We start from the raw sequence: 13,453 nt of genomic DNA, 5'->3' as shown, positions 1-13,453 counted from the left end.
CTCCCGGATGTCCGATCCATATGCGGCACCCGCCGCGCGAGACGCCGTCCGGGTACCCCCTCCCAGACGAGCTTCAACACTGCAAGGAGCCGCACCTGTGAGCAGTGCCGACGACCAGACCACGACCACGAGCAGCGAGCTGCGTGCCGACATCCGCCGACTGGGTGACCTCCTCGGAGAGACCCTCGTCCGGCAGGAGGGTCCCGAGCTCCTGGAACTCGTCGAGAAGGTCCGCCGCCTCACCCGTGAGGACGGCGAGGCCGCCGCCGAGCTGCTGCGCGGCACCGAACTCCAGACCGCGGCCAAGCTGGTCCGCGCGTTCTCCACCTACTTCCACCTGGCCAACGTCACCGAGCAGGTCCACCGCGGCCGCGAGCTGCGCGCCCGGCGCGCCGCCGAGGGCGGACTGCTCGCCCGCACGGCCGACCGGCTCAAGGACGCCGACCCCGAGCACCTGCGCGAGACGGTCCGCAACCTCAACGTCCGCCCCGTGTTCACGGCCCACCCGACCGAGGCCGCCCGCCGGTCGGTCCTGAACAAGCTCCGGCGCGTCGCCGCACTCCTGGAGACCCCGGTCATCGAGTCGGACCGCCGCCGCCTCGACACCCGCCTGGCCGAGAACATCGACCTCGTCTGGCAGACCGACGAACTGCGCGTCGTCCGCCCCGAGCCCGCCGACGAGGCCCGCAACGCCATCTACTACCTGGACGAACTGCACGCCGGCGCCGTCGGCGACGTCCTGGAGGACCTCACCGCCGAGCTGGAGCGCGCCGGGGTCAAGCTCCCCGACGACACCCGCCCCCTCACCTTCGGCACCTGGATCGGCGGCGACCGCGACGGCAACCCCAACGTCACCCCCCAGGTCACCTGGGACGTCCTCATCCTCCAGCACGAGCACGGCATCAACGACGCGCTGGACACGATCGACGAGCTGCGCGGCTTCCTGTCCAACTCCATCCGCTACGCCGGCGCCACCGAGGAACTGCTGAGCTCCCTCCAGGCCGACCTGGAGAACCTCCCCGAGATCAGCCCCCGCTACAAGCGCCTCAACGCCGAGGAGCCCTACCGGCTCAAGGCCACCTGCATCCGGCAGAAGCTGGAGAACACCAAGCAGCGCCTCGCCAAGGGCACCGCACACGTGCCGGGCCGCGACTACCTCGGCACCAGCGAGCTGATCAGCGACCTGCGGATCATCCAGACCTCCCTGCGCGAGCACCGCGGCGGCCTCTTCGCCGACGGCCGCCTCGCCCGCACCATCCGCACCCTGGCCGCCTTCGGCCTCCAGCTCGCCACCATGGACGTACGCGAACACGCGGACGCCCACCACCACGCCCTCGGCCAGCTGTTCGACCGACTCGGCGAGGAATCCTGGCGGTACGCGGACATGCCCCGCGACTACCGCACCAAGCTGCTCGCCAAGGAACTGCGCTCCCGCCGCCCCCTCGCACCCACCCCGGCACCCGTGGACGCCCCCGGCGAGAAGACCCTCGGCGTCTTCCAGACCGTGAAGAAGGCCCTGGAGGTCTTCGGACCCGAGGTCATCGAGTCGTACATCATCTCCATGTGCCAGGGCGCCGACGACGTCTTCGCCGCCGCCGTCCTCGCCCGCGAAGCCGGCCTGCTCGACCTGCACGCCGGCTGGGCCAAGATCGGCATCGTGCCGCTGCTGGAGACCACCGACGAGCTCAAGGCCGCCGACACCATCCTGGAGGACATGCTCTCCGACCCGTCCTACCGGCGCCTCGTCGCGCTGCGGGGCGACGTCCAGGAGGTCATGCTCGGCTACTCCGACTCCTCCAAGTTCGGCGGCATCACCACCAGCCAGTGGGAGATCCACCGCGCCCAGCGCCGCCTGCGCGACGTCGCCCACCGCTACGGCGTGCGCCTGCGCCTCTTCCACGGCCGCGGCGGCACCGTCGGCCGCGGCGGCGGCCCCACCCACGACGCCATCCTCGCCCAGCCCTGGGGCACCCTGGAGGGCGAGATCAAGGTGACCGAGCAGGGCGAGGTCATCTCCGACAAGTACCTCATCCCGTCCCTGGCCCGGGAGAACCTCGAACTCACCGTCGCGGCCACCCTCCAGGCCTCCGCCCTGCACACCGCCCCCCGCCAGTCCACCGAGGCCCTCGCCCGCTGGGACGCCGCGATGGACGTCGTCTCCGACGCCGCCCACGCCGCCTACCGCCGCCTCGTCGAGGACCCCGACCTGCCGACGTACTTCCTCGCGTCGACGCCGGTGGACCAGCTCGCCGACCTGCACCTGGGCTCCCGGCCCTCCCGCCGCCCCGGCTCCGGCGTCTCGCTCGACGGCCTGCGCGCCATCCCGTGGGTGTTCGGCTGGACCCAGTCCCGGCAGATCGTCCCCGGCTGGTTCGGCGTCGGCTCCGGCCTCAAGGCACTGCGCGAGGCGGGCCTGGACACCGTCCTCGACGAGATGTACGGACAGTGGCACTTCTTCCGCAACTTCATCTCCAACGTCGAGATGACCCTGGCCAAGACCGACCTGCGGATCGCCCAGCACTACGTCGACACCCTCGTCCCCGACGAACTCAAGCACGTCTTCGACACCATCAAGGCCGAACACGAACTGACCGTCGCCGAGGTCCTCCGCGTCACCGGCGAGAACGAACTGCTGGACGCCGAGCCCGTCCTCAAGCAGACCTTCGCCATCCGCGACGCCTACCTCGACCCCATCTCCTACCTCCAGGTCGCCCTGCTCAAGCGGCAGCGCGACGCGGCGGCCGCCGGTGAGCAGCCCGACCCGCTGCTCGCCCGCGCCCTGCTCCTCACCGTCAACGGCGTGGCAGCGGGCCTGCGCAACACCGGCTGAGCCGCTCCCCGGACACGACCGTGCCCCCGAGCCCGTACAGGCTCGGGGGCACGGCGCGTTCCACATCAGCCGCGGCCGAGCCTCCGGCGACGCAGCACCAGGAACCCACCGCCGGCGACCAGCGCCGCCGCCACACCGGACAGCAGACCCACCGGCGCCCCGTTGCCCGTCTCGGCGAGATCACCGTCCGCACCGCCCTGCGGCGACGAGGACGCGGTCACGCCCCCGCCGGCCGGCGAACTCGGGGACGCCGAGGACGTCGGGGACGCCGACGCTCCCGGCCCGGCCGACGGCGACTCGGACGCCCCGGACGACGGCGACGGCGAAGCCGACCCGGACGGCGTCGAACCGCCGGGCTCCTCCTCCTCGCAGTCCGCCCAGAACACCTTGTGCTTGGCGGCACCCTTCTCGCCGTCGAAGTTCCAGAACAGCTTGTAGTGCCCGTCGGGCAGCGACAGATCCTCCGTACGGCCGTGGCCCTGGTCGTCCAGCGTGAGCGCGCCGGACTTCACCGTCTCCCCCTTGTTCTCGCTCGGGGGGATCGCGTTGATGTGCCAGTCGACCTCCTGGACGCCGTCGAAACCGAAAGCGTCCAGGTAGAAGGTGCACACATGCGGCTCGTTGCGGCGCAGTTCCTCGCCCGTCGAGGCGTCGTGGATCTTGACCGTGCCATTGTCCCCGGGAGGGGTCGCGTGGGCGGCCGGAGCGAGCAGGAGGACCGCGGAAGCAGCGGCGGCGACAGCGCCGGCACGCGAGAGAGTTCGCATCGAGAAGTCATCCATCTTCGAGAAGTGACCGGGAAGATGTGGAGGGGGCGGCTCAGCTTCCAGCCCCGCCCGACCGCCCGTCAATCACGAACCGACAACGCTCGGCCCCCCACAGAAATGGAGAACGCCGGAACCCCTCAGACGGACACGAAAGCCGCCGTCAGCAACGCCACCCCCGACAAGGCCATCACCCACGCCGCCCGCGTGCGCAGCAGACCGCCCGCCACCACCACCGACGCCAGCAACAGCGCACCGCCCAGCGGAACCCACGCGTACAGCACCCCGGCCGGACCCGAGCGCACCGCGTCGTCACTGCCCGGCTTCACGACCACCGTGTAGGTCCGGCCCTTCTGCACCGCGACCGACTTCTCCAGGACCACCTGCGACCGCGGCTGCGAACCCTCCGACAGCGGCGCGTACCGGCCCGTGCACGTCTCCGCCCCGCACCGCGTCACATCGACCGTGCCGTGCTCCCGGCCCTTCGTCAGCATCACGTGCTGCGCCGTACCCCACGACGCCCACACACCCGCGATCAGGATCAGCACCGCGACCGTGCCCATCACCGCGAACCGCCCGAACCGCAACACGGCATGGGCGCTCTGGTGAGTGGCGGCGACAGAGGCAGGCATGGCCGGGATCATTGGCCATACCCGCACGGCCGGTCAACTCCCGTGGGCGACACGTCAGGAGTTGTACGTGCTTTGCGCCCGCTCCAGCCCCTCGATCACCAGACACTCCACCGCGTCCGCCGCCCGGTCCACGAAGTAGTCCAGCTCCTTGCGCTCCGCCGACGAGAAATCCCGCAGCACGAAGTCCGCCACCGGCATCCGCCCCGGCGGCCGGCCGATCCCGAACCGCACCCGGTGATAATCCGCCCCGAACGCCTTCGTCATCGACTTCAGCCCGTTGTGCCCGTTGTCCCCGCCGCCCAGCTTCAGCCGCAACACCCCGTAATCGATGTCCAACTCATCATGAACCGCCACCACATGGGCGACCGGCACCTTGTAGAAATCCCGCAGCGCGTTCACCGGCCCGCCCGACAGATTCATGTACGACATCGGCTTCGCCAGGATCACCCGCCGGCTCAACGGCCCCGGCGGCCCGATCCGGCCCTCGACGACCTGCGCCTGCGCCTTCCCGGCCCGCTTGAACCTCCCCCCGACCCGGTCCGCCAGCAGATCGGCCACCATGAAACCCACGTTGTGCCGGTTCCCCGCGTACTCCGGCCCCGGATTGCCCAGCCCCACGATCAGCCACGGAGCGGCCGCATCGGTCGTCACGTCCATGTCTCCTTCATACGCGTCGGCCGCTGCTCCGCACCGGAACAGCGGCCGACGAAACGACGACGAAGAGGATCAGGCCTCGGCAGCCTCGTCGCCCCCGGACTCCTCACCCTCGGTCTCCTCGGCCTGCGCGGCCAGGACCTGCAGAACGACGGTGTCCCCGTCGACGTCCAGCGTCGTGCCCTTCGGCAGCGGGATGTCCTTGGCCAGGACCGAGTCACCCGCCGTCAGACCCTCGACGGAGACCGTCACGGACTCCGGGATGTGCGTCGCCTCAGCCACCACCGGCAGCGCGTTCAGCACGTGCTCCAGCAGGTTGCCGCCCGGGGCCAGCTCACCCTCGGTGTGCACGTAGATCTCGACGTTCACCTGCTCGCCGCGCTTCACCAGCTGCAGGTCCACGTGCTCCAGGAAACCCTTCAGCGGGTCACGCTGCACGGCCTTCGGAATCGCCAGCTCGTTCTGCTTGCCGTCGATGTCCAGCGCGATCAGCACGTTCGGCGTACGCAGCGCCATCAGCAGGTCGTGACCCGGCAGGGTCAGGTGCAGCGGATCCGAACCGTGCCCGTACAGCACACCCGGAACCTTGTCTTCACGACGGATACGGCGCGCGGCACCCTTGCCGAACTCGGTGCGCGTCGCGGCGGAGATCTTCACCTCGGACATACTCACTCCTCGAAGTCAGAAACGGACGTGGTCACCCGGCCACGAACGGCCTGCTACGAAGAGCGCGTCGATAACGGACAGCCGCACAAACTTCCAGAAGAAGCGGTACGGCCTCCCTCGCCGAGCAACTTCAGCAGTCTACTCGGCGAGGGAGGCCGCACCCAAAACGATCTACAGCAGCCCGCCCAGGGGCTCCTACTGCTCGTCGAACAGGCTCGTCACCGAACCGTCCTCGAACACCTCACGCACCGCACTCGCGATCGTCGGCGCGATCGACAGCACCGAGATCTTGTCCAGGTCCGCGCTCAGCTCACCCGGCGTCGGCAGCGTGTTCGTGAACACGAACTCACTCACCCGCGAGTTTTTCAACCGGTCCGCCGCCGGACCCGACAGCACACCATGCGTCGCCGTCACGATCACGTCCTCCGCACCGTGCGCGAACAGCGCGTCCGCCGCGGCACAGATCGTCCCGCCCGTGTCGATCATGTCGTCCACCAGGACACACACGCGCCCCTTCACCTCACCCACGACCTCGTGGACGGTGACCTGGTTCGCGACGTCCTTGTCCCGGCGCTTGTGCACGATCGCCAGCGGCGCGCCCAGCCGGTCGCACCAGCGGTCGGCGACCCGCACCCGGCCCGCGTCCGGAGACACGACCGTCAGCTTCTGCCGGTCCACCTTCCGGCCCACGTAGTCCGCCAGCAGCGGCAGCGCGAACAGATGATCCACCGGACCGTCGAAGAAGCCCTGGATCTGGTCCGTGTGCAGATCCACGGTCAGCAGCCGGTCCGCACCCGCGGTCTTCATCATGTCCGCGATCAGACGCGCCGAAATCGGTTCACGTCCCCGGTGCTTCTTGTCCTGCCGCGCGTAACCGTAGAACGGCACGATGACGGTGATGGAGCGGGCCGACGCGCGCTTCAGCGCATCGATCATGATCAACTGCTCCATGATCCACTTGTTGATCGGAGCCGTGTGGCTCTGGATCAGGAAGCAGTCGGCACCGCGTGCCGACTCCTGATAACGCACATAGATCTCACCGTTGGCGAAGTCGAAGGCCTTCGTCGGGACAACCCCGACACCCAACTGCTGGGCGACCTCCTCGGCAAGCTCGGGGTGGGCGCGGCCGGAGAAGAACATCAACTTCTTCTCGCCGGTCGTCTTGATCCCGGTCACAGCACTGTCTCCTCAGAGGTGTCGCAGCTGGGGTTTCGAGAGACCTCTCAGCCGGCTTGCGAGAGGCCGTCTCAGCTGGTGGGGGTGCGGGTGTGCACTTATCACCGTACGCCGTGTTTCAGGCACCGGTTTCCGGTCAGCCCTCCTCGGCCGACCCCCGGGAAGCCGCCTCGGCCGCCTTCGCGGCCGCGCTCCCCGGACGCTTCCGAGCCACCCAACCCTCGATATTCCGCTGCTGACCACGGGCCACGGCCAGCGAACCGGGCGGCACATCCTTGGTGATCACGGACCCGGCGGCGGTGTACGCGCCGTCCCCGACCGTGACAGGCGCCACAAACATGTTGTCCGAGCCCGTACGGCAATGCGAACCGATGGTCGTGTGGTGCTTCTCCTGACCGTCGTAGTTCACGAACACGCTCGCGGCACCGATGTTGGAGAAATCACCGATCGTCGCGTCACCGACATAGGAGAGGTGAGGCACCTTGGTCCCCTCCCCGATCGACGCGTTCTTCGTCTCCACGTACGTCCCGATCTTGCCCTTCGCGCCGAGCCGCGTCCCCGGACGCAGATACGCGTACGGCCCGACGGACGCCCCGGGCCCCACCTCCGCACCCACGGCCACGGTGTTGTCCACACGCGCACCGGCACCCACCCGGGTGTCGGTCAGCCGGCAGTTGGGCCCGACCTCCGCGCCCTCCCCGAGATGGGTCGACCCGTGCAGCTGCGTACCCGGATGCACGACGGCGTCCTGCTCGAACGTCACCGTGACGTCGACCCACGTGGTCGCCGGGTCGATCACCGTCACACCGGACAGCATCGCCTCGGTGAGCAGCCGGTCGTTGAGAATGCGACGAGCCTCGGACAGCTGCACACGGTTGTTGATGCCGGCGATCTCACGGTGGTCGCCCGCCACGGACGCCCCGACCCGGTGCCCGGCCTCACGCAGAATGCCGAGGACATCGGTCAGGTACTCCTCGCCCTGGCTGTTGTCCGTCCGCACCTTCTTCAGCGCGTCGGCGAGCAACTGCCCGTCGAACGCGAACACCCCCGAGTTGATCTCCCGGATCGACCGCTGGGCCTCGGTGGCGTCCTTGTGCTCCACGATCGCCGTCACGGCACCCGAGTCGTCCCGCACGATCCGGCCGTAGCCGGTCGCGTCCGGCACCTCGGCGGACAGCACGGTGACCGCGTTGCCGTCCTCCGCGTGGGTGGCGGCGAGCACCCGCAGCGTCTCGCCGGTCAGCAGGGGAGTGTCCCCGCACACGACGACGACCGTCCCGTCGACGGACCCGCCGAGCGCCTCCAGTCCCATCCGTACGGCGTGCCCGGTGCCGTTCTGCTCCGCCTGTACCGCCGTGCGGACGTCCGGGGCGATCTCGCCGAGGTGGGCGGTGACCTGCTCACGGGCGTGGCCGACCACGACGACCAGGTTCTCGGGGTCCAGCTCGCCCGAGGCGGCGAGCACGTGTCCCACGAGACTGCGGCCGCAGAGCTCGTGCAGGACCTTGGGTGTGGCCGACTTCATACGGGTGCCCTCACCCGCTGCGAGAACGACGACGGCTGCCGGGCGGTTGGCGCTCACGGGATGCCCTTCGGCTGTGGATGGGGTGGGGTGACATCCGCAGGATACCGGGGGGTTTTGTGGGGGGTGAGGGTGTGGGGCCTGACCGGGGGGTCACGGGGGCAGGACCCGAACTGAGGCTCTGGGGGCCGCTGGCTCCCCCGCAAGGATTCGAACCTTGTCCTGCTGGTACCAAAAACCAGTGTGCTGCCAGTTACACCACGGGGGACAGCGCCTCAGACCTTACCGGAGACGTGCCTGAGCGTGGGCAACGATGCCGCTCCACCAGCCTTCGATGCGGTTGTACAGCTCGGCACTTCGGGCAACCGTCACGACGAGACAGCCGTGGTAGTCGGCGCCGGTGTTCTTACGGACGGTTTTGGGGTTGTGCTTCTTCAGCGTCGGCCTGGCGAAGACCGACACGTCGACGTCAGCCAGGTCTGCCCAATAGCGCTGCGCCGCGTCCACGTCCGCTGACTCGTGGATGAGCACCCGGAAGCGCAGGCGTTCCCGGCTCACTCCGAGCAGGTCGAGCCAGGCGAGGTAGACACGGATCACTCCCGGGTCACTGTTGACGAAGACGACCCTCTCGCGCCGGTCGTACGGCTTGCTCTTGGCGCCCTCCGCCCAGTAGAGCGCGACCCCCGTCAGGAACAGCTCCCTGTCCGTGAGGTCACCCACCTCCTGTGTTGCGACTTCCTTGGTGCGCTTGCGCTCTTCGTCCTGCGAGGCGCGGAGCCGGGCGAGACCCGCTTGCATGAGCGCCCGCTGTTCCTCCGGGGTGTACCGGGGCTCCGGCTTCGGGAGGTCCCTCACCCACAGCGACACCGAGCTCCTCGAGCACCCCAGCTCCGCCTCGATCTGGTCGTACGTCCAGCCCTGGAGCCGGAGTTCCCGGGCCCTTTCCCGGAGGTCGTCCTTCGCGTTCGGGCGCTTCGTCCAGGCCGGTGGCGGCTCGCCCTTCACCAGTTGGTTGGGGGATGTCGTTGTTGAAGATCTTCAGCTCGTCGCGGATCCGGCGGAGGCTGCAGCCCGAGCGTCGCAGGGTCACTGCCCGTTCCCGCAGTCCTTCGAAGTCGGCGTATTTGCCGGGTGCATGTGTCATACGCATACCGTTCGGGCGGAATGGAGGGCTCCGGGGTCGAACGGTGAGCGATTCAGCAGTTCGAGGGATATCGGGCCGTATCGCAGCCGAACGGTCACGGAGTGTGGTGTGGGCCAGTCCGGGAAACTCGCCGGAAAACCGGCCGGGGCCGCCCGTAGGCTGGAGGCATGACCGCGACGGGGGAAGACCATGTGACGGCCCGGGGAGGGCCGTGGTGGTGGGCCAGACGGCGTAGTGCCGTGTTCGATGTGAGTCTGGCCGTGGTGTCCGCGCTGGAGTGCGGGCTGGAGGGGATCCCGTTCGCAAGGGATGCGGGGATTCCGGTGCCGGCGGGGATCCTGTTCGGGCTGGTGGCCGGTTCCGTGCTGGTGGTGCGGCGGCGTTGGCCGATCGCCGTCGTGCTGGTCTCGATCGCCATCACGCCGGCCGAGATGGGCTTCCTGATGGGCGTGGTCGGCCTGTACACGCTGGCCGCCGCCGAGTTGCCCCGGCGGATCATCGCCTCGCTGGCGGGGATGTCGCTGGTGGGCACGTTGATCGTGACGTTCGTGAAGACGCGGCAGGACGTGTCGCGGGGGGACTTGGACCTGGGGGACTGGTTCGTACCCTTCGCCGCCGTCACGATGTCGCTGGGCTTCACGGCGCCCCCGGTGCTGCTCGGTCTGTACGTGGGGGCCCGGCGGCGGCTGATGGAGAGCCTGCGGGAGCGGGCGGACAGTCTGGAGCGGGAGCTTCAGCTGCTGGCCGAGCGGGCGGAGGAGCGGGCCGAGTGGGCCCGGAACGAGGAGCGGACGCGGATCGCCCGGGAGATGCACGATGTCGTCGCGCACCGGGTGAGTCTGATGGTGGTGCATGCGGCGGCGCTGCAGGCGGTGGCGCGGAAGGATCCCGAGAAGGCCGTCAAGAACGCCGCGCTGGTGGGGGACATGGGGCGGCAGGCGCTGACCGAGTTGCGGGAGATGCTCGGGGTGCTGCGCAGTGGCGGGGACGCGCGGCGTGAGCGTGCCGCGTCGGTGCCGCTGGCGGCGGTGGGGGTGGCTGCCGCGGCGGCGGCTTCGCGGGCGGCTGATGACGAGGGGCCGTGTCTGGCGGAGATCGAGGATCTGGTGGGGCAGTCGGCCGCCGCGGGGATGGTGGTGGATCTGACGGTGGAGGGCGATGCCCGGCCGTATGCGCCGGAGGTGGAGCAGACGGCGTACCGGGTGGTGCAGGAGGCGTTGACGAACGTCCACAAGCACGCGGCGGGGGCGAAGACGTATGTGCGGCTGGCGCATCGGGTGTCGGAGATCGCGATGCAGGTGGAGAACGAGCCGCCGGAGGCGGCGGCGTCGTCGGCGCGGTTGCCGTCCGGGGGGAACGGGTTGGTGGGGATGAAGGAGCGGGTTGCCGCGCTGGGCGGGGTGTTCGTGTCCGGGCCGACGGACGCGGGGGGTTTTCGGGTGTCTGCGGTGATTCCGGCGTCGTAGCCCTCGGCGGGGGGCGTTGGCTGGTCGTTGTTTCCCGTCGGTGTCGTCAGCCGGTGGTCAGGCGGGTCGGTTCCGTGCCGGCGATGAGGGTGGACAGGGCCTGGTCGATGTGGGCGCCGAGGTACCAGTCGCCGGTGTGGTCGAGGGTGTAGACGCGGCCTTCGGTGTCGATGGCGAGGAGGGCCTGGCTGTCGGTTTCGGCGCCGAGGGGGCAGACCTCGGTGCCGAGGGCGCGGCCGAGGTCGCCGAGGGTGCGGGCCATGTGGAGGCCGTGCAGTGGGTCCAGGTGGAGGGTGGCGGGGGCGACCTGGCGGCCGGGGCCGGTGGGGGTGATGTGGAGTCCGCCGAATTCGGCCCAGGCTTCGACGGCCGCGGGGAAGACGGTGTGGCGGTGGCCGGCGGGTGAGGTGTGGTCGCGCAGGGCGTCGGCCCAGATCTCGGCCTGTTTGATGTCCCAGCGTCCGGGTTGCCAGCCGGCGGCGCGCAGGGCGGCGTCGACTTGTACGGCGAAGCGGGTGGTGGACGTGCGGTCGGTGTGCATCTGCCCTTCGTCTCGTCGAGGTCATGGGTGGCGGGCGCAGGGTGGCGGCGGTGTTTTCGGTGTGTGGGGCGTGTCAGCCGGTTGTGGCCGCCGGGTCGACTATGCGGACGCCGAAGTGGGCGCTGAGCGCGGTGCAGGCGCGGCAGGGGGTGGCGAAGCTGCCGTGGAGGGGGTCGCCGTCCTCGCGGATGCGGCGGGCGGTGAGTTTGGCCTGCTTGAGGGCTTTGCGGGCTTCGCCGTTGGTCATGGGTTTGCGTGCGGCGCGTTTGCTGCGGGCGGCGTCGGCGGCGGTGATGTGCCGGGAGATGAGGATGGTTTCGGCGCAGCGGCCGGTGAAGCGGTCGCGCTGGGCGCTGGTGAGGGTGTCCAGGAAGTCCTGGACGAGGGGGTGGAGTGCGGGGGGTGTGTCGCCGCGGGCGGCGGTGCCGGTGAGGGTGGCGCCGCGGACGGAGAGGGCGGCGGCGACGGTGGGGAGGATGCCGTCGCGGCGGTGGTGGAGGACGGGGGCGTGGGTCGCTTCGGTGGCGCTCCAGCCGATGCGGGGGTCGCCGCCTCTGGGGTCGCCGGTGCGCTCGTTGCCGTCTCGTGGGGCGCCGCCCCGGGGGTCGCCGTGTCGTGGGTCGGCGGACCTGCCGGTGTGTGGTCCCGTCTGTGTCGCGTTCATGATCGTATACCCCTCCGTGCATCCCCCCGGGGGTCACAGACTGCCAAATGGCGTGGCTGGTGCGGAAGCTGGGGCGCGGTGACACGCCCGTACCGGGGCGTGCCGTCACGGTGGGGTGACGGCTGGTCACGGAGGCGGAGGGCGGCCGGCTGGTGCCGGTGACCGGTGTCGTCGTACCGCATAGGCTGTCGGCACCGCGGGCGATGCGGTGATCCGTTCGGAGATCGATGTGGTGAACCGGAGGGTGATCCGTGAGGTGGGCGCGTGCGGTGATGTGTACCGAGGTGCACAGCAGTTGAGACAGAAGACGTGACAGTCGATACGGGCCGTAGTGCGCCAAGGGTGGTGAAATACGGGTCGTACAGAGTGCCGCAGGGGGCAACCGCCATGACGACAGGTCGGCTCGGGCAGCAAGCCGCGCCGCCGAACGCGGCCTACGCCGGGCAGGTCGTGCATTTCCCGGATCCGGTCCGGGCGGCGCGTCACCCGAGAGGGGTACGGGTCGACGAGCGTGGTTACCCCGACTTCTCGCCCTACGCGCGTGCGGCCGCGGAGATCGCGGAGCCGCCGGAGGGTTTCGGCGTGGACGAGTTGCGGCTGACGGACTACGTGTCGGCGAACATGGCGCTGGCGTCGTCCGGGCACGAGTTGTGGGACACGGTGCCGGCGGTGGCGACGCCGCACGGCTGGACGTGGCACCACGCGGTGGGCACGCGGCGGCTGGAGCTGGTGCCGGTCGAGGTGAAGGCGTTGCTGCGGCACCACGGCGGCGTGGCGACGTCGGGCGTCGACCAGTCCAAGCGGGGCACGCGGCCGTTGCAGGAGACGCGTCCGGCGCACTTCGGGTTGCCGAAGTCGGGCGTGGCGGTGACGGAGACGCAGGTGCAGGGGGCCGAGGAGGACCTCGGCTACCGGCTGCCGGGGCCGTACCGGTCGTTCCTGAAGGCGGCGGGGGGCTGTGCGCCGGTGGGTGCCGCGCTGGATGCGGAGCTGGGGCTGCTGATCGACCAGCCGTTCTTCACCGTGCGGGACGAGGCGGCCGTCAACGACCTGGTGTACGTCAACAAGTGTCTGCGTGACCATCTGACCAAGGACTTCCTGTGTGTCGGGTTCGTCCAGGGCGGGCTGCTTGCCGTGAAGGTGAAGGGCGAGCGGATCGGTTCGGTGTGGTTCTGCGCGTACGACGACGCCCGGGACGTGGATCCCGCGCTGCCGCCGGCGGAGCGGGTGGAGCGGCTGCTGCTGCCGTGCGGGGAGGACTTCGACGTCTTCCTGTCGCGGCTGGCCGGTAATCCGCCGGAGTTGGAGACGGTGGCGAATCTGATGGTGGACGGCGGGTTCGCGCGTGTGGTGCCGGTGGGTGCGGTGTCGTCCTCGGCCGTGGGGGAGTGACT

At 70.0% G+C, this 13,453-nt stretch carries 11 protein-coding genes, 1 tRNA gene and 1 pseudogene; 3 read left to right on the top strand and 10 right to left on the bottom strand.

The features are described 5' to 3' along the window. Nucleotides 1-97 precede the first annotated feature (97 nt). On the top strand, nt 98-2,830 hold the full coding sequence (gene ppc, locus AC07F0_RS00680) for a phosphoenolpyruvate carboxylase (RefSeq protein ID WP_478972404.1): 2,733 nt from the start codon (nt 98-100) through the stop codon (nt 2,828-2,830). A gap of 65 nt (nt 2,831-2,895) precedes the next feature. Here the strand turns inward: ppc and AC07F0_RS00675 are convergent, their stop codons facing one another. From AC07F0_RS00675 to AC07F0_RS00640, 8 genes and pseudogenes are all read right to left on the bottom strand, one after another. Continuing rightward, the gene (locus tag AC07F0_RS00675) at nt 2,896-3,597 is read right to left on the bottom strand and encodes an LPXTG cell wall anchor domain-containing protein (RefSeq protein WP_478972401.1); all 702 of its coding nucleotides are present in this window, start codon (nt 3,595-3,597) and stop codon (nt 2,896-2,898) included. A gap of 137 nt (nt 3,598-3,734) precedes the next feature. Beyond that, complete coding sequence (locus AC07F0_RS00670) at nt 3,735-4,238, bottom strand: hypothetical protein (protein WP_478973549.1); 504 nt, start codon at nt 4,236-4,238, stop codon at nt 3,735-3,737. A 42-nt stretch (nt 4,239-4,280) separates the two neighbouring features. Then, entirely contained in the window at nt 4,281-4,883 is a 603-nt protein-coding gene (pth, locus tag AC07F0_RS00665) for an aminoacyl-tRNA hydrolase (protein ID WP_436730332.1), read from the bottom strand. A gap of 69 nt (nt 4,884-4,952) precedes the next feature. Then, nucleotides 4,953-5,546, bottom strand: coding sequence for a 50S ribosomal protein L25/general stress protein Ctc (locus AC07F0_RS00660; RefSeq protein ID WP_478972398.1), 594 nt, complete (start codon nt 5,544-5,546; stop codon nt 4,953-4,955). 195 nt (nt 5,547-5,741) lie between these two features. Further along, the gene (locus AC07F0_RS00655) at nt 5,742-6,722 is read right to left on the bottom strand and encodes a ribose-phosphate diphosphokinase (RefSeq protein WP_306966257.1); all 981 of its coding nucleotides are present in this window, start codon (nt 6,720-6,722) and stop codon (nt 5,742-5,744) included. A 136-nt stretch (nt 6,723-6,858) separates the two neighbouring features. Next, the gene (gene glmU, locus AC07F0_RS00650) at nt 6,859-8,304 is read right to left on the bottom strand and encodes a bifunctional UDP-N-acetylglucosamine diphosphorylase/glucosamine-1-phosphate N-acetyltransferase GlmU (protein ID WP_478972395.1); all 1,446 of its coding nucleotides are present in this window, start codon (nt 8,302-8,304) and stop codon (nt 6,859-6,861) included. Between the two features lie 132 nt (nt 8,305-8,436). Then, nucleotides 8,437-8,512, bottom strand: a tRNA-Gln gene (locus AC07F0_RS00645). A 14-nt stretch (nt 8,513-8,526) separates the two neighbouring features. After that, nucleotides 8,527-9,388, bottom strand: a pseudogene (locus AC07F0_RS00640) (terminase gpP N-terminus-related DNA-binding protein). Nucleotides 9,389-9,555: 167 nt separating this feature from the next. On the opposite strand from AC07F0_RS00640, the gene AC07F0_RS00635 reads away from it, so the two are divergent. After that, the gene (locus AC07F0_RS00635) at nt 9,556-10,854 is read left to right on the top strand and encodes a sensor histidine kinase (RefSeq protein ID WP_478972392.1); all 1,299 of its coding nucleotides are present in this window, start codon (nt 9,556-9,558) and stop codon (nt 10,852-10,854) included. A gap of 46 nt (nt 10,855-10,900) precedes the next feature. Here AC07F0_RS00635 and AC07F0_RS00630 read toward each other — a convergent pair whose 3' ends face one another. Next, nucleotides 10,901-11,395, bottom strand: a complete 495-nt coding sequence (locus AC07F0_RS00630) for an SUKH-3 domain-containing protein (RefSeq protein ID WP_478972389.1) — start codon at nt 11,393-11,395, stop codon at nt 10,901-10,903. A 73-nt stretch (nt 11,396-11,468) separates the two neighbouring features. Beyond that, nucleotides 11,469-12,059, bottom strand: coding sequence for a YwqJ-related putative deaminase (locus tag AC07F0_RS00625; RefSeq protein WP_478972387.1), 591 nt, complete (start codon nt 12,057-12,059; stop codon nt 11,469-11,471). 387 nt (nt 12,060-12,446) lie between these two features. On the opposite strand from AC07F0_RS00625, the gene AC07F0_RS00620 reads away from it, so the two are divergent. Further along, nucleotides 12,447-13,451 (top strand): SMI1/KNR4 family protein, encoded by a 1,005-nt coding sequence (locus AC07F0_RS00620; protein WP_478972384.1) that lies wholly within the window; start codon nt 12,447-12,449, stop codon nt 13,449-13,451. Nucleotides 13,452-13,453 lie beyond the last annotated feature (2 nt).

It is taken from the genome of Streptomyces sp. NPDC045955, assembly GCF_056430805.1.
The sequence above is the reverse complement of the archived record's forward strand: the minus strand, read 5'-3'. Positions and strand labels throughout refer to the sequence as shown.

What these genes read in the sequence shown, in the direction of transcription:
- AC07F0_RS00675 (WP_478972401.1), bottom strand. Translation starts at nt 3,597, where the DNA reads ATGCGAACTCTCTCGCGTGCCGGCGCTGTCGCCGCCGCTGCTTCCGCG.
- AC07F0_RS00670 (WP_478973549.1), bottom strand. Translation starts at nt 4,238, where the DNA reads ATGATCCCGGCCATGCCTGCCTCTGTCGCCGCCACTCACCAGAGCGCC.
- pth (WP_436730332.1), bottom strand. Translation starts at nt 4,883, where the DNA reads ATGGACGTGACGACCGATGCGGCCGCTCCGTGGCTGATCGTGGGGCTG.
- AC07F0_RS00660 (WP_478972398.1), bottom strand. Translation starts at nt 5,546, where the DNA reads ATGTCCGAGGTGAAGATCTCCGCCGCGACGCGCACCGAGTTCGGCAAG.
- AC07F0_RS00635 (WP_478972392.1), top strand. Translation starts at nt 9,556, where the DNA reads ATGACCGCGACGGGGGAAGACCATGTGACGGCCCGGGGAGGGCCGTGG.
- AC07F0_RS00630 (WP_478972389.1), bottom strand. Translation starts at nt 11,395, where the DNA reads ATGCACACCGACCGCACGTCCACCACCCGCTTCGCCGTACAAGTCGAC.
- AC07F0_RS00625 (WP_478972387.1), bottom strand. Translation starts at nt 12,059, where the DNA reads ATGAACGCGACACAGACGGGACCACACACCGGCAGGTCCGCCGACCCA.
- AC07F0_RS00620 (WP_478972384.1), top strand. Translation starts at nt 12,447, where the DNA reads ATGACGACAGGTCGGCTCGGGCAGCAAGCCGCGCCGCCGAACGCGGCC.